This is a genomic window from Variovorax sp. J31P179 (genome assembly GCF_030316985.1).
Classification (GTDB): Bacteria; Pseudomonadota; Gammaproteobacteria; order Burkholderiales; family Burkholderiaceae_C; genus Variovorax; species Variovorax ginsengisoli_B.
Window position 1 is genome coordinate 309586 of the sequence record NZ_JASZYL010000005.1, and the last position, 15761, is coordinate 325346.

At 59.7% G+C, this 15761-nt stretch carries 12 protein-coding genes; 10 read left to right on the forward strand and 2 right to left on the reverse strand.

Annotation, left to right across the window (positions count from 1 at the left end; all coding sequences use genetic code 11):
- From QTI17_RS15310 to QTI17_RS15325, 4 genes are all read left to right on the forward strand, one after another.
- Entirely contained in the window at positions 1–3735 is a 3735-nt protein-coding gene (locus tag QTI17_RS15310; protein ID WP_286534124.1) for a glycosyltransferase, read from the forward strand.
- A gap of 5 nt (positions 3736–3740) precedes the next feature.
- Entirely contained in the window at positions 3741–4778 is a 1038-nt protein-coding gene (gmd, locus tag QTI17_RS15315; protein WP_286534125.1) for a GDP-mannose 4,6-dehydratase, read from the forward strand.
- On the forward strand, positions 4775–5662 hold the full coding sequence (locus QTI17_RS15320; protein ID WP_286534126.1) for a GDP-mannose 4,6-dehydratase: 888 nt from the start codon (positions 4775–4777) through the stop codon (positions 5660–5662). The genes gmd and QTI17_RS15320 overlap by 4 nt, the downstream gene beginning before the upstream one ends.
- 87 nt (positions 5663–5749) lie before the next feature.
- The gene (locus tag QTI17_RS15325; RefSeq protein WP_286534128.1) at positions 5750–6529 is read left to right on the forward strand and encodes a class I SAM-dependent methyltransferase; all 780 of its coding nucleotides are present in this window, start codon (positions 5750–5752) and stop codon (positions 6527–6529) included.
- 98 nt (positions 6530–6627) lie between these two features.
- Here QTI17_RS15325 and QTI17_RS15330 read toward each other — a convergent pair whose 3' ends face one another.
- Positions 6628–6927 carry a hypothetical protein gene (locus tag QTI17_RS15330; RefSeq protein WP_286534130.1) on the reverse strand — a complete coding sequence of 100 codons (300 nt, stop codon included), beginning with the start codon at positions 6925–6927 and terminating at the stop codon, positions 6628–6630.
- Between the two features lie 1161 nt (positions 6928–8088).
- Here QTI17_RS15330 and QTI17_RS15335 point away from each other — a divergent pair.
- From QTI17_RS15335 to QTI17_RS15360, 6 genes are all read left to right on the forward strand, one after another.
- On the forward strand, positions 8089–9042 hold the full coding sequence (locus tag QTI17_RS15335) for a glycosyltransferase (protein ID WP_286534132.1): 954 nt from the start codon (positions 8089–8091) through the stop codon (positions 9040–9042).
- Positions 9039–9449: a GtrA family protein gene (locus QTI17_RS15340; protein WP_286534134.1), complete on the forward strand. Its 411-nt coding sequence runs from the start codon at positions 9039–9041 to the stop codon at positions 9447–9449. Before QTI17_RS15335 ends, QTI17_RS15340 begins: the two co-directional genes overlap by 4 nt.
- On the forward strand, positions 9446–10042 hold the full coding sequence (locus QTI17_RS15345) for a hypothetical protein (protein ID WP_286534136.1): 597 nt from the start codon (positions 9446–9448) through the stop codon (positions 10040–10042). Before QTI17_RS15340 ends, QTI17_RS15345 begins: the two co-directional genes overlap by 4 nt.
- Positions 10039–12111: a putative glycosyltransferase family protein gene (locus tag QTI17_RS15350; protein WP_286534137.1), complete on the forward strand. Its 2073-nt coding sequence runs from the start codon at positions 10039–10041 to the stop codon at positions 12109–12111. Before QTI17_RS15345 ends, QTI17_RS15350 begins: the two co-directional genes overlap by 4 nt.
- Before the next feature lie 82 nt (positions 12112–12193).
- On the forward strand, positions 12194–13150 hold the full coding sequence (locus QTI17_RS15355; protein ID WP_286534138.1) for a UDP-glucuronic acid decarboxylase family protein: 957 nt from the start codon (positions 12194–12196) through the stop codon (positions 13148–13150).
- 53 nt (positions 13151–13203) lie between these two features.
- Positions 13204–14376 (forward strand): nucleotide sugar dehydrogenase, encoded by a 1173-nt coding sequence (locus QTI17_RS15360; RefSeq protein WP_286534139.1) that lies wholly within the window; start codon positions 13204–13206, stop codon positions 14374–14376.
- 381 nt (positions 14377–14757) lie between these two features.
- Here QTI17_RS15360 and QTI17_RS15365 read toward each other — a convergent pair whose 3' ends face one another.
- Entirely contained in the window at positions 14758–15714 is a 957-nt protein-coding gene (locus tag QTI17_RS15365) for a GDP-L-fucose synthase family protein (RefSeq protein ID WP_353506710.1), read from the reverse strand.
- Between the last annotated feature and the right edge of the window lie 47 nt (positions 15715–15761).

Below are 15761 nucleotides of genomic sequence, written 5' to 3' on the forward strand. Positions count from 1 at the left end.
ATGCGAATTATCATCGACTTGCAGGGTGCGCAGACTGAAAGCAGATTCCGGGGAATAGGTCGGTACAGTCTGTCGCTGGCACAGGCCATCATTCGCAATGCCGGAAAGCATGAAATCCTGCTCGCAGTGAGCGGCTTTTTTCCGGAAACCATCGACTCCATTAGAGTTGCATTTCATGGCCTGCTGCCACGCGAGAACATCCGCGTCTGGCACGCCCCCGGCCCGACGCGTGAACTCGATGACAACAATGCGTCGCGGCGCCAGATTGCAGAGCGAGTTCGGGAAGCGTTCCTGCTCTCTCTCGAACCCGACGTCGTTCTGGTCACCAGTCTATTCGAGGGTCTGGGTGACGACGCCGTCGTGAGCATTGGCGAATTCGATTCACGCACGCCCACTGCGGTGATCCTCTACGACTTGATTCCACTCATCAGTCCCGATATTCACTTCCAATCCAGCCGTATCCACCGAGAGCAGTACGCCCGGAAAATCGCGTCACTCAAGCGAGCCGCGCATCTTCTGGCCATCTCGGAAAGCGCACGGCAGGAAGGCCTGTCTGCGCTCGACTTTCAAGCGGGCGACATCACCAATGTTTCAGGGGCGTGCGATGTGGCTTTCAGAAAGATCGACATGTCGACGGAGGAACGGCAAGCACTCAATGCCAGACTGGGCATCGCGCGGCCCTTCGTCATGTACACCGGCGGTGCCGACGAGCGAAAGAATCTTCGCGGCTTGATCTCGGCGTATTCGGAACTTCCTTCGCCGGTGCGGCGTGCGCACCAGCTCGTTCTTGCCGGCCGCATGCCCGAGGGTGAAGTGAAGGCCCTGCTGGCGCACGCTGACGAATGCGGCCTGGGTGCCGATGAGACGCTGTTCACAGGGTACATCACAGACGATGACCTGCTGAAGCTCTACAACACCTGCAGGCTGTTTATCTTCCCGTCCCTGCACGAGGGTTTCGGCCTGCCTCCCCTGGAAGCGATGGCATCTGGCGCGGCAGTCATTGCCGCCAATCGCACGAGCCTGCCTGAAGTTATCGGCGACGCCGAGGCCATGTTCGATCCTGAGTCGTTGCTGTCGATTCGCGACAAGCTGCTCCAGGCCTTGACCGACGAGGCATTTCGGGAACGATTGCTGAACAACGCCACCCGGCAAGCGCAGGCCTTTTCGTGGGATCGCAGCGCCAGAATCGCCCTCGCGGCCCTGGAGCGATTCGACCCGAAGCGAAGCCAGTCTCCTCATGGGCTCCCGTATGTCGAGAGGACGACGCTTTTCGAGCCGGTGAGAAAGAAGATTCTCCTGCTCAAGCTCGACCACCTCGGCGACCTGCTCTTGGCGATTCCCGCCATCGCGAAGCTGAAGGCGCGTTATCCCGCATCGTCACTCGACATCGCGGTAGGCAGTTGGAACGCGGAACTCGCCAAGGCGTTTCCGTTCTTCGAGAAGATCCACGTGCTGGACTATTTCAAGCAGAAGTCCGCAGGCAAGGCGGATCTCGCCCTTGCCGAACTTCAATCGTTCTCTAAGGGCGTGGGCCACTACGACGTCGCGATCGACCTGCGCCGGCAAGCCGACACGCGGTTCGTGCTCGCGAGCGTGCAGGCGGCATTGAAGGTCGGCTACCAGACCTTCGACGCCGCCATCGACGAAAAGCTCGATATCGCCCTCCAGGCTGAACAGGACGTGCCATTCGTCGAGACGTCGCTGAACCGCACGGCGATCAGCGATCAGATGCTGGCATTGATCGATGCGCTGCCCAAGAACCCGAACGACTTCGTCTCGTTGCCGGCCCTTGTCGACCCCGCGAAGCGAACCTCCGCGAAGGCGGTCGCCCTGTTCCCCTATGCCGGCAACGACGTGAAGGAATGGGACATCCGCAGGTATGAGGAATTGGCGACGAATCTGGCGGGGAGCGTCGCCGTCGACGAAGTCAACGTCTATTTCTCCAGCGCCATCGAGGCTGCAAGACATCCGTTTCCGACTCACCCCAAGGTATTTCTACACGCGGGCTTGAAGATCTCGGAGTTGATCGATTCGCTCGCGAGAAACTCCGTGTGCGTGGCCAACAATTCCGGGGGCGCGCATCTCGCAGCCTACCTGGGGTTGATCGTCATCGGCGTCTATGGCGGCCACGAGACCGCCAAGGAATGGGGCCCGGTTTTCGGAGAGAGCTACGTCATCCACCGCGACGCCCACTGCTCCCCCTGTCATATCGCTTCCCGCGGCGATTGCCAGAACGGCCTCTATTGCCTGGAAGATATACCGGTCGATTCCGTGTTGGATCGGGTCCGGGAAGCCCTGGGCGCAGCGGGCCGTGACACGACGACATCTCCGGGACCGCTGATCTCGCTTTCGATCCCTCCCGCAAGCGCCAAATCGATTGTTGCAGATCTGCTGAGATCGGTTTCTCCGCTTTTGAAAGCCAGCAACGACCAGGAGCTCGCTCGACTGGCCCGGGATATTTCGGCGAGCATACCGCGTGCACGGGCAAAGTCCTTGTTCGTTGACATATCGGAATTGGTGCACCACGACTCCAAGACAGGCATCCAGCGAGTGACGCGAAGCGTGCTTCGAGAGCTGCTTGAAATCCCGCTTCCCGACTACGAAATCGTTCCGGTCTACGCCTTGTTCGGCGTGCCGGGCTATCTCCAAGCAAACGAATTCATCCGGAATTTCGGTGGCACGAAGACAGTCACCGCGGCGAGCGACGAGCCCATCGATTTTCGCGCCGGCGACATTTTCCTCGGCCTTGACCTGCAACCCGATGTGATCCCCAATCAACGGGAGTCCCTGGCACGCATGCACCGAGACGGCGTTCTCATGCTGTTCGTCCTGCACGACCTTCTCTGCATTCGCATGCAACAACACTTCCCCCGCGAAACCAGCGATGGATTTTCGCGCTGGCTCCATGCGATCACCGACTACGACGGCGCGCTGTGCGTGTCTCGTGCCGTCGCCGATGACTTGCAGGAGTGGGTGGCGGAAAATCGTCCGGAAAGAGCCAGGTACTTCGAGATCGACTGGTTTCACAACGGCGCCGATATCGAGAACTCGAGCCCCTCCCGGGGCATGCCTGCAGATGCGGAAAAAGTACTCGCGCGCCTGGCAGCACGACCGAGTTTTCTGGTTGTGGGCACGATCGAGCCACGCAAAGGTCACGCGCAAACCCTCGATGCGTTCGAGCGCCTGTGGGCCGAGGGCGTCGATGTCAATCTCGTGATCGTCGGGAAGAAGGGATGGATGGTCGACCAGTTGGCGGCCCGTCTCGACAAGCATGCCGAGTCGGGAAAGAGAGTCTTCTGGCTCAAGGGCGCCAGCGACGAATACCTCGAACGCGTCTATTCGGCGGCCACATGTCTGGTGGCGCCATCAGAAGGCGAGGGCTTCGGCTTGCCACTGATCGAGGCGGCCCGCCAGAAACTGCCGGTGATCGCACGCGACCTGCCGGTCTTCAAGGAGGTCGCAGGCTCGCATGCATACTACTTCCACGGTCTGGATCCCCAGGCCCTAGCGGAAGCGGTCAAGGAGTGGCTCGCCTTGTTCGAGACGAAATCTCATCCGAAGTCGGACGACATGCCGTGGCTCACCTGGCACCAGACGACCGCCATGATCTTGGCCCACGTCCTGCGGTCGGCGCGAGCGGCGCCCAAGGCTTCGAACGGCTTAGTGATCGACATTGCTACACAGGCTCGAGAGCAACCAATCATCGTCAGAAAACATCAATCGGAGTCGATTTAAATCCTATGAACAAACGAGCTGTTGTCACCGGCATCACGGGCCAAGACGGGGCGTATCTCGCGGCGCTTCTGCTCAGCAAGGGCTACACGGTCTTCGGGACCTTTCGCCGGACGAGTTCGGTGAATTTCTGGCGTATCGAGGAACTCGGCATCCAGAACCATCCCGATCTCAAGCTGGTGGAATACGACCTCACCGATCTCGGCAGCTCGCTGTCCCTGATACGAGACACCGCCCCCGACGAGGTGTACAACCTTGCGGCTCAGAGCTTCGTCGGCGTCAGTTTCAACCAGCCGGCGGCGACGGCGCAGATCACCGCCATCGGCGCGCTGCATCTGCTGGAAGCCATTCGGTTGACAAATCCGAAGATCCGCTTCTACCAGGCGTCAACCTCCGAAATGTTTGGCAAGGTTCAGGCCGTGCCGCAGGTGGAGGACACACCGTTCTACCCGCGCAGCCCCTACGGCGTGGCAAAGCTCTATGCGCATTGGATCACCGTGAATTACCGCGAGAGCTATGGCATCTTCGGCAGCAGCGGCATCTTGTTCAATCATGAAAGCCCCCTGCGCGGAAGAGAGTTCGTCACGCGCAAAATCACGGACTCGGTGGCGAAGATCAAGCTTCAGCAACTCGACGTGCTCGAGCTCGGCAACCTGGACGCGAAGCGCGACTGGGGCTTCGCGAAGGAGTACGTCGAAGGCATGTGGCTCATGCTGCAGGCCGCCGAGCCCGATACCTTCGTGCTCGCCACCAACCGGACCGAGACGGTGCGCGATTTCGTTCGCATGGCGTTCAAGGGCGCCGGTATCGCCATTGAATTCAAGGGTTCCGGCGAGCAGGAATCGGCGGTTGACATGGCCAGCGGCAAGACCGTCATGCGCATCAATCCGAAGTTCTATCGGCCAGCCGAGGTGGAACTGCTGATCGGCGATCCGGCGCGCGCCAAGGCCAAGCTGGGCTGGGAGCCCAAGACTTCGCTCGAGGAGTTGTGCCAGATGATGGTGGAGGCCGACTTGAGACGCAACACGCAGGGCTTTTCATTTTGAAGATCCTCCTAACCGGCGCCGACGGCTTCACCGGTCGGCCATTCGCAGAGCAGGCTGTCGCCAAGGGGCATGAGGTTGTCGCGCTCCGCTGCGACCTCTCCGACCGCGCAGGGTTGCGCGAGGAAGTGCTCGAAGTTGCGCCGCGCGCGGTCGTTCACCTGGCTGCGATCAGCTTCGTCGGCCACGCGCACGAGGACGCCTTCTATGCCGTCAACGTCGTCGGCACCACCAACCTGCTCGATGCACTGCTGCAATTGCCGCTTCAGCCTGAACGCGTACTGCTGGCCAGCAGTGCCAACATCTATGGCAACAGCGATCAGTCGCCACTGCGCGAAACGCACCAGCCGGCGCCCGTCAATCACTACGCCATGAGCAAGGTCGCCATGGAGTACATGGCGCGTACCTACGCGGATCGCCTGGACCTGATCATCACCCGGCCATTCAACTACACCGGCCCGGGTCAGGACATCAATTTCCTGATCCCCAAATTGGCGATGCACTTCGCGGCACGCGCACCGGTCGTCGCGTTGGGGAACCTGGAAGTGGAGCGCGAGTTCAACGATATCCGCATGGTCTGCGACGCCTACATGCAGCTGCTCACCTATGGAGAGTCGGGCGAGACATACAACGTATGCTCCGGCCTGCCCTACACGCTCAATCACATCATCGAGACATTCGTCGAGTTGACTGGCCACCAGATCAAGGTCGAAGTCGATCAGACGTTCGTTCGGCCCAATGAGGTGCATCGGCTCAGCGGCAGCCCCGACAAGCTGCGGGCGACGCTCGAGAAGCACGGCGTGACGCTGGTTAATCCCCCGCTTCGGGACACGCTGGAACGAATGCTTCGGGCCGCGGAGACAGAGCTTCGGCATCGGGCGACTTGATCTCGACAGCGACTCTCTAGTCCACTGGCATCGTCCAGTCGGCCAGAAGGATTCCGAACGAATGTCGACTCGGAATGGAAATCGGAAATGCACCGATATGCCGCGCCCGACCTGAAGCCGATGGCAGGGCATCTGACGAACTTCCTGGGTGTTCGCATCAACCCGGAGTTTTTCCCAGGCCTGCTCAATGGTCGTGCCGGCGAGGTCGAGGGGGCACCGCTTCCTGCAAACTGGCATGCAGACATTGCGGAATGGGGCGCGGCCTTTCGGGCCGTCGATCTATCCCGCGAGACCTTCACGATGATCGAACTCGGATGCGGCTGGGGATGCTGGATGAACAACACCGGTGTTGCTGCCAGACGAGTGAGCCGCAAGGTGCACCTCATCGGCGTGGAGGGCGACGAAGGGCATATCGAATTTGCCAAGGAGTCCCTTGCTACCAACGGGTTCGGCCCGGACGAGTTCGACCTCCATCACGGGATTGCCGCCGCCAACGCAGGCATCGCCCTTTTCCCGAAACAGGAGCAGGCAGGGATGAAGTGGGGACTTGAACCTGTCTTCGGCGCCACGGAAGAGCAACAACGGCAACAACGCGAGGCTGTCAAGGCGGGCAGTCATGATGCCTTGCCGATGGTGCCGATGTCGCAATTGGTTGCCGACCACGCGCGCGTCGATCTGCTCCACATCGACATTCAGGGCGGCGAGGCCGACCTCGTCGAAGGCTGCTTGCCACTTCTGAATGAGAAGATCGCCTACATGTTGATCGGCACACACTCGAAGCAGATCGAAGGACGACTCTACGACAGGTTGCTCGGAGTCGGCTGGCGCCTGGAATTGGAGCGCGCCGCCCATACTGGGACTCATTGATGGCAGGCCCCTGATCAGCGTCGACGGCGTTCAAGGCTGGCGAAATCCTCGGCTTTCGCCGGATTGAGTGCAAGACCCTCGATCGGATGCGTTCCTGATCAGGTCGTGATCGTCCCCGAAACCGGCACCAAGCCAACAGGCGCCTGGCTTCGACCGGCACTGATCAGGACGCCGAGAAGATACCAACAGACGACCACCTGCCAGGCAGCGAACGGGAAGCGCGGACTGTGGATCACGGCCATCACCAGATCGCCGAATTCCATCGTCACGAAGGGGCGCCACAACGCACTGAACTCGGGCACGTAAGTGGCCTTGCAGCCGAAGAGAAGCAGGCCCGGGATGAAAAACACCAGCCCTTTTCCGAACGAAAAGAGGACCGACAGCACGCCGAAGAACATCGGGTAGGCGAAGCCTGGCTTGTTCGAATACGGCAGCACAGTTTTGAAGCCAGCATCGGCGGCAGTACCCAGAGCCGGTCAGCGATCCGAATTTGAGGAGGTTCTCGGCGGCATAGATCGCGGCAGCCACCCCGACCCCGGCGGCCAAGGCGGGCAACTGGCGCACGAGCAACGCGGCACCAACGAACGCCGGCACCAGGAGCACCGGCGTATTGGCGACGCCGAGCCCCACCAGCAGTGCAGCGAGGACAGGTCGACGGGAAGAAAGCAGGACGCACGCCATGATCATGAGCGCGCTCGATGCCTCCCCGTAGTACAGCTGCAGGTTGTGCGGCAGCATGGACATGGCCAGCAGCACCAGCAGCGAGCGGCATGCCACGGTGGCGCCGTACACGCGCACGAGTTCCGCGAGGACGATCGATCCGAAGATCGCGAACACCATCAGGTTGAAGTAGGCGACGCCCTCCTTCGCGCTGAGGCCCAGTGCCTCCGCGGCAACAGCCAACGGCAGCGAAAGTACTGGCTGCACGAGCGAAAACCTGCAGGGTCCCGCCCTCAATTTCCATCTTGGGGTTGATCATCAAATTTCGTTGGTGGGCAATTCGAATTAGGTATCGAATTCCCAGCCTCCTGCCATATTTCAATTCCATCAGGTTCGAAGTTTCCACATCGGAAGATCGCTGAAATTCAAAAATCCCCCTGCCTCCGAAATATGCATCGAGCCGATCATTGAGTTCTTGATCTTGCACATCGCCAAGGAGTCGCCCACAAAGCATTGAGTCCAGCCAAGCTAAGCCAGCCTCTTCACCAATTCGATTTGCAACACGGGATCAAGAAAATCAGAGCGCCGAGCGTTATTGGGCCGCAGTCTACGGTTCTCACCCCCGCTGCGGCGGCGAGAGCGCGGAAACGGAGCTCGTCGGCGTAGCCAGCGGTTGGAGCGCGCATGATCCCATCGGCGAAGTGATGGGCGCACGTCGTGACGACCCTCACAGATTCTGCGGCACAATATGCGCCTTCCGTGCTGCCTGTTGCGCTTCAACGGCCCGACAAGGCCAGCGCAACACCTGGCATCCGCCTGCCGCTTTGGGATCACGGACTCGCCAGCGAGCGGGATCGCCGGGACGTTGGTCCTCCAATCTGCTTCTTGAAATCCACAACATGCGTGTTGCCTCATCCACCTTCGTCGTGGTCACACCTGTCTTCGAGGACGCCGAGGCGTCCACGCGGCTGTTCCAGGAACTGTCATCGAGCTTTGGCAAGCAGGTGCACGTCGTTGCGGTCGACGACGGGTCGGTGCGCCAGCCAGTCGACCTCGAGAAGATGAACGAATTCGGCATCGACGGCACCGTGATCCGCCTGCGGCGCAATGTCGGTCATCAACGCGCCATCGCGATCGGGTTGAGCTACGTTGCCGACCACATGGACAGCGCCTACGTGGTCGTGATGGACTCGGACGGGGAAGACCTCCCGGCCTCCATCCCCGAACTGCTCACGGCCCTGGATGATCCTGAAGTCGATCTGGTCGTGGCAGAGCGCAAGGCGCGCGTAGAGACCCTGCGTTTCAAGGCGTTCTACGCGGTCTACAAGCGGTTGTTCACGCTGCTGACGGGGCGGCGGATCAGTTTCGGCAATTTCATGGCGCTCAAGCCCGCCGCGACGAGGCGCCTTGCCGCCATGCAAGAACTCTGGACGCACGTGGCGAGTTGCGTTCTCGCCTCCCGGCTTCGCGTCGTCACATGCGCGTTGGACCGTGGGCCGAGGTATGCCGGCAAGAGCAAGATGAATTTTGTTGGCCTCGCGCTGCACGGCTTTCGCGGGGTGATGGTGTTCGCCGAGGATGTGCTCGTCCGCGTTGGAATCGCATCAGCACTGATGGGTGTCCTGACCATCGTGGGAGGCATCGCCTCCATCGTTCTCAAGGTATCTGGCTACGCCACGCCCGGGTGGTTTTCCGTCGCCCTGGGCATTCTCCTGCTGGTCTTCCTGCAGACCGGGTCATTGGCGCTCACGAGCTTGATGCTGACCGGCGTGAGCAAGTCCGGCGCACCGATCGGCAACGCCTACGACCAATTCATCGATCGCATCGATTCCACTGGAACACCCACCGCATGATCCTGCGACTCGATCCCAAGAATCCGCGCCTCGCGGAACTCGGGCGCTTCGTCATCAATGGCCTCGTCGCCACGGCGATTCACTACGCCGTGCTCACCTTCAACCTCAAGGTGATCGGCATTCCCTCGGCGGGCGTGGCGAATTTCATCGCTGCCTGGTTCGGCATCGCCGCGTCCTTCATCGGCAGCCGGTTCTTCGTCTTCCGTCGGTCGGAAGCACCCTGGCTGAAGCAGGCATTGCGCTTCCTGGCGCTCTACGCGTCCATTGCCTGTCTGCATGGTCTCCTGCTTTTCGCCTGGACCGACACTTTTCAACTGAACTACACCACCGGCTTCGCGCTCGCAACCGTACTCCAGACCGTGCTCAGTTACCTGGGCAACAAACTGATGGTTTTCTCCGCTCCATGAAGACAACGAGATTTGTCGCGGCATCGGCGTTCTTCGTCGTGCTCACCTGCTTGATCTACTGGGTGCACATCACCTTCTTTCGCGTCAACGTGGTGTTCTACAGTGCCATCCTGGATGGCGCGCTGGCAGCGCTGATTTCGAGCGCGATCGTCCTGCGCTTGCGCTGGTTCGCGATCTTCGGCAGTTTCGAGAAGTCCCAGATGTTCCTCATTTGGCTGCTTACGGCCTATGCCCTCGCGATTTCAGCTCCGACGGTTCTGGATCGATCGCTGTCTTTCTACATCCTGGAAAAGTTGCAGCAGCGCGGCGGCGGAATCCAACAAGGTCGATTCTCCGAAGTCTTCACGCAAGAGTATGTGAAGGAGCATCGGTTGGTCGATGTGCGACTGACCGAACAACTCGAATCGGGCACGATCCGAATCGAGAGCGGCTGCGTGCACCTGACACCCAAAGGCGATCGGCTCGCAACCTTCAGCCGTTTCTTCCGGGCGCATCTTCTGCCCAAGCAGCGACTGTTGATGGGCAGCTACACCGACGACCTGACTGATCCGTTCCGTCACAGCGCCAGTCAGGTCGACTACCTGTGCAAATGAGCCTCGTCGCCCACGCTTCCCTGCCGCGAACCGGGTCCTGGGGACGCGTTGCGCCGTTGCTGCTGCTGGCAGTGGGGATGTGCTTGTTCGTCCTGCGCGCGACAGACTGGTTCAGGGCCGTGCCCGGAGACCTGGGTGACGCACGCTTCAACAGCGTGATCCTCGAGCATCTCCATCAGTGGGTACGCGGTGAGGCGCCGTCGCTCTGGTCGCCTGCCTTCTTCTATCCGGCGCACGGCACCCTCGCGTTCAGCGACAACCACTTCGGCTCCGGTCCGGTCTATATTCTTTTTCGCTTTCTGGGCCTGAGTCGGGAGATTGCCTTCGACGCCTGGTTCGCATTCGGATGTGCCCTCAACTTCATCGCGATGTATTTCGTCATGCGACGATTGCACTTCGCCCCATTCGCCGCGTCCGTCGCGGCCTTCATCTTCGCGTTCAACCTGCCGGCTTTCCTGCAGGCCAGCCACGCGCAGCTGACCTATCGCTTCGCCATTCCGATGGCCTACCTGGCGTTTCTGCGGTTCGTTGAGGCGCCGCGGGTCGAGCGCCTGGTCCCGTTGGCCGCCTGGGGTGCCCTGCAGTTCTTCTGTTCGATCTATCTGGGCGTGTTCCTGGTCTATCTGCTGGCGGCGACGGCGTTGGCGATGCTGCTCCCGTCGCTGAGGCCCGAGGCGTTTCGCTCGCCTCGAGCAGCGACAGGCCCAGCCGTCTCTGCAAAAAGCAGGACGAGCGCCATCCTGATCATCATCGCGTGCGCCGCGGCGACCGGCTATCTGCTTTTTCAGTATCAATCAGTCAGCCGCTCCTACGGGTTCGCCCGCAGCCCTGCGGAGGTCATCACCATGCTGCCGCGACCGATGAGCTACCTCGTGGCAGACCGGGTCGATGCCTACCAATGGTTCGGGCGCCTAGCCCAGGGCATTCCTGCGCGGCAAGAGCACCAGATGTTCCTGGGCTTCGTCCCCCTCCTGCTGGCCCTGAGTGCCTTGCTGACGATTCGCAACGGGGGGGCTGCGCCACGACGTCGCCTGCTCGGCATCAGCCTGGTTGCCCTCGCCATCCTGGCCGCAGTGACCCTGATCGTCGGCGACAAGTCCATCTACCAGCTGCTGATGCGCCTGCCCGGCGTTTCGTCGGTCAGGGCCGTCAGCCGCGTGATACTGGTCATGGCGCTCCCCGTCGGCATCATGGCTGCGATCGGGGTCGAAGCCTTGCAGAAGATGGCGCCGAGCTGGCTCGTCGCAGCGCTGGTGGTCGTCGCGGCATCGCTGGAAACGCTCGCCTTCAGCCCCATCGCCACGCCGATCGACGAATGGCGAAGCCGCACCGAACCGCTCGCTGCGGCAGCGGCGACTTCGCCGCTGGGGAAAGATGCGGTGGTCTACGTGACGGGGCGCGCGCGAGAACCGGATTTCCAGACTGAACTGGATGGGATGGTCTTCGCTCAAGACCAAAAGCTCCCCACGCTCAACGGCTATTCGGGCAATGCACCGTCGGGCTACAGACCGCCTGAGCCGTGTACCGCTCCCGCGTCGCGCATCCAGAGCATGGCCGGCTCGATCTTCGGCCGCAGCACGCTGACGCCAGCAGCGCTGTTGTCCCGCACCCGATGGTTCGCGCTGGGATCGTGTCCGCAGCAACACCCGGCGGTCGAATTTGCGGCTTCGCCGCCCGACGAAGAGCAAGCCAGACACATTCAGCTCGATGCCCGGGTGACCAAGGTGAATCGGGACGTGCTGGAAGTCGTCGTCGGCATCCGGAACAGCGGTGCGTCGGCCCTGCATACGCTTTCGCAAGTCGACCATCCACTGCGGCTTTCGTGGCGCTTCGTCCCGAAGGGAACGGCGGACGGTTCCGCGGCACCCAGCTGGGAAGCGCGGCAAGACCTGTCGATCTCGCTGCCTGCGGGCGAAGCGGAGGCGGTTCATGTCGCCGTGCGCCCGCCCCGCGGGCCCGGAGTGTACGACCTCCAATTCTCGATGGTCGCCGAAGGCCATGCCTGGCTGCACGACCTGGGAATGCCGATTGCCCACTTGACCTTTGACAGTGAGGCCGCGCATCCATGACCCTGGCTCGCTTCAACGCTGCACCGACCTTGCCGACCTGACCGTCCACGCATATTCAATCGAAATCGAACAGGAACTATCAATGAAAAAAATTCTCGTAACGGGCGGCGCAGGATTTCTCGGATCCCATCTATGCGAACGGCTGGTCGAAGCCGGACACGATGTCCTTTGTGTCGACAACTACTTCACCGGCAGCAAACTGAATATCGAACATCTTCTGAATCGCCCGAATTTCGAGGCGATGCGGCACGACGTCACTTTCCCCCTTTACGTTGAAGTCGATCAAATATACAACCTGGCATGCCCCGCTTCGCCAATCCACTACCAGTGGGATCCAGTCCAAACAACCAAGACGAGCGTGCAGGGCGCAATCAACATGCTCGGCTTGGCCAAACGAGTCAAGGCGCGGGTTCTTCAGGCATCGACTTCAGAAGTCTACGGAGATCCCGAAGTACATCCGCAGCCCGAAAGCTATTGGGGAAGAGTAAATCCAATCGGATTCCGAAGCTGCTACGACGAGGGGAAGCGTTGCGCCGAAACATTGTTTTTTGACTATTGGCGCCAGCATCAAATAGAAATCAAAGTGATGCGAATTTTCAATACCTATGGCCCCAAGATGCACCCGAACGACGGGAGGGTGGTCAGCAATTTCATTGTGCAAGCCATAAAGAACGAGCCAATCACAATATATGGAAACGGATCTCAAACACGAAGCTTTTGCTACGTTGACGATCTCATCGAAGGAATGATTCGGCTCATGGAAAGTCCGGCCGAAATCACGGGGCCAATCAATATTGGGAATCCGACCGAATTCACAATGCTCGAGCTGGCCAGCACAGTTTTGAAACTGTCGGGAAGCAAATCAGAATTGATATTCAAACCGCTCCCTGAAGACGACCCCAAACAACGCAAGCCGGACATTGATCTGGCAAAAAGCACACTCAACTGGGCACCAAACATTCAGCTGGAAGAAGGTCTGTCAAAGACCATCGCGCACTTTCGAAAAGTTCTGGCTGCCAGCAATCACCCTGCGCAATAACGATTCATAGCCTGGCCCGCAGCGATCCCGCCCAATAAGTCAAGGGGAACAGTTTGGCAAAAAAAATTGCAATTTCCGGCACCGGATATGTCGGACTTTCGAATGGCATATTGCTGTCACAGAAGAATCAGGTCGTCGCACTCGACATTCTTCCAGAAAAAGTGGCCATGCTCAATCGCAGAGAGTCACCGATTATCGACGTCGAGCTCGAAGACTATCTGAAAAATCGACCCATCAACTTCCGTGCGACGCTGGACAAGCAAGAAGCCTATGAAGATGCTGACTTCGTCGTCATCGCCACGCCTACCGACTACGATCCGGAAACGAACTATTTCAACACCACATCCATCGAAAGCGTAATTCGGGATGTGATGGCAATCAACCCGAACGCGGTGATGGTCATCAAATCCACCGTTCCTGTCGGCTACACCAGCAAGACTCGCGAGGCATTTGGCTGCGACAATCTCATCTTTTCCCCTGAGTTCCTGCGCGAAGGTCGCGCTCTCCATGACAACCTGCACCCTTCCCGGATAGTCATTGGCGAGCGTTCTCAACGTGCAAGAGAATTTGCCAATCTTCTCCAGGAAGGTGCGCTCAAGAAGGATATTCCAGTCCTTTTTACCGATTCAACCGAAGCCGAGGCGATCAAGCTTTTTGCGAACACCTACCTTGCCATGCGGGTCTCGTACTTCAACGAACTAGACACATATGCCGCCACCCATGGTCTCGATAGCAGACAGATCATCGATGGAGTAGGTCTCGATCCACGGATCGGCAGTCATTACAACAATCCGTCCTTCGGCTACGGCGGTTACTGCCTTCCCAAAGACACGAAGCAACTGCTTGCCAACTATCGCGACGTTCCGCAAAACCTCATTCACGCGATTGTTGAATCAAACACAACCCGGAAAGATTTCATTGCAGAAGATATTCTGCGACGCAAGCCAAAGACAGTCGGCATCTTTCGCCTCATCATGAAGAGTGGCTCGGACAACTTCCGGGCATCAAGCATTCAAGGCATCATGAAACGCCTGAAGGCCAAAGGCGTCGAAGTGATCGTCTACGAGCCTGCGTTGAACGAGGTCGATTTTTTTCACTCTCGCGTTGTCACTGACTTGAATGCGTTCAAGGAGGAGGCCGATGTCATCATCAGCAACCGAATGGTTGATGCGCTTGATGATGTGAAGGGCAAGGTTTACACGCGAGACCTCTTTGGGGACAACTAGTCCATGAGTCGTCCAGCGATCCCGCGGCCCGCAAGATGGTTGGGTGCTGGCATCGTATCGTTCGACCGAGCAGTTCACCGATCTGGCTTCGGACAGGTGGGCCGTGAGCGGCATTCGAGCGCTCAGTGTGCGCGGATGTTTTCGGTCGCCCCTCCTTGATCTCATCGGCGGCCGCATATACGGCCGCAACGCGGCATGTGCGACGAGGCGCGTTCCGCTGCACATTGCTCACCGGCTTCGTGCACGACGCCGCTGGAGCATCCACGCGAACGCCCGTCCTGCCTGGAGCAGGTTGGGCGTGTAATCACGCAGGCAAATGGCATCGGCCGCCGGACTCCTTCGCCCCACCCGCATTGCAGGTCCTCCAGCATGCGCTCGAGATCAGTCATGGTGCTGCAGAAAATCCTGATAGGCATTCGCCAGCCCGACGTCAAGCGGCGTGCTCGCCCTCCAACCTAGCGAACCGAGACGGCCAACATCCAATAGCTTGCGCGGCGTGCCGTCCGGCTTGCTCGGATCCAGCTTGAGCTCACCCGTGTAGCCGACGGTCTTTTTCACAAGCTCCGCGACCTCGCCGATGGTCGTGTCCTGGCCCACGCCGATGTTGATCAAAGGACTGACATCAGGGTGCGTCAGCGCAGCGAAGCGTTCTTCGGGAAGGCTCAAGAGAAACGAGATGGCATCGCCCAGATCCGATGAATACATGAACTCCCGCCTTGGCTTGCCGGATCCCCACACCACCACTTCGGGCGCGCCCTTCATCTTGGCCTCGTGGAAACGTCGGATCAGCGCTGGCAATACGTGCGAGTGCTCAGGGTGGTAGGTGTCTCCAGGCCCGTACATATTGGTCGGCATCGCGGCGAGGTAACGGGTGCCATGCTGGCGATTGAAAGCCCAACACGATTCAACGCCTGAAATCTTGGCCAGAGCATAGGGGCGATTGCTGGCCTCCAGCGGTCCGGTCAACAGATAGTCTTCGTTGATCGGCTGCGGACAGTCGCGCGGATAGATGCACGAGGAGCCGAGAAATATCATTCGATCAATGCCAACTTCGTGCGCCGCGTCGAACACGTTGAGTTGGATGCGCAGATTGTTGTGCAGAAAGTCGACAGGAAAATTGGAGTTCGCAAGAATGCCGCCAACCTTCGCGGCGCTCATGACCACGTAGTCCGGTCGCTGCTGCTGGAAGAACTCGCGCGTGGCCTGGCGATCCTCGAGATCGAGTTCGGCATGGGTGCGAGTGAGCACCTCGTACTCTGGCCGTCTGCTTAGGGCCTGCAAGGTGGCCGTGCCGACCAAACCCCGGTGGCCGGCCACATATACCCTCTTCTTTTCCATCATCTACCTCGTCAAATTGGCTGCAACTACGAGAGTGGAGCGTAACG

Coding starts and splice junctions, on each gene's coding strand:
- QTI17_RS15330 (WP_286534130.1), bottom strand. CDS start 6,927: ATGTTCTTCGGCGTGCTGTCGGTCCTCTTTTCGTTCGGAAAAGGGCTG.
- QTI17_RS15365 (WP_353506710.1), bottom strand. CDS start 15,714: ATGGAAAAGAAGAGGGTATATGTGGCCGGCCACCGGGGTTTGGTCGGC.
- QTI17_RS15340 (WP_286534134.1), top strand. CDS start 9,039: ATGATCCTGCGACTCGATCCCAAGAATCCGCGCCTCGCGGAACTCGGG.
- QTI17_RS15335 (WP_286534132.1), top strand. CDS start 8,089: ATGCGTGTTGCCTCATCCACCTTCGTCGTGGTCACACCTGTCTTCGAG.
- QTI17_RS15355 (WP_286534138.1), top strand. CDS start 12,194: ATGAAAAAAATTCTCGTAACGGGCGGCGCAGGATTTCTCGGATCCCAT.
- gmd (WP_286534125.1), top strand. CDS start 3,741: ATGAACAAACGAGCTGTTGTCACCGGCATCACGGGCCAAGACGGGGCG.
- QTI17_RS15350 (WP_286534137.1), top strand. CDS start 10,039: ATGAGCCTCGTCGCCCACGCTTCCCTGCCGCGAACCGGGTCCTGGGGA.
- QTI17_RS15310 (WP_286534124.1), top strand. CDS start 1: ATGCGAATTATCATCGACTTGCAGGGTGCGCAGACTGAAAGCAGATTC.
- QTI17_RS15345 (WP_286534136.1), top strand. CDS start 9,446: ATGAAGACAACGAGATTTGTCGCGGCATCGGCGTTCTTCGTCGTGCTC.
- QTI17_RS15325 (WP_286534128.1), top strand. CDS start 5,750: ATGCACCGATATGCCGCGCCCGACCTGAAGCCGATGGCAGGGCATCTG.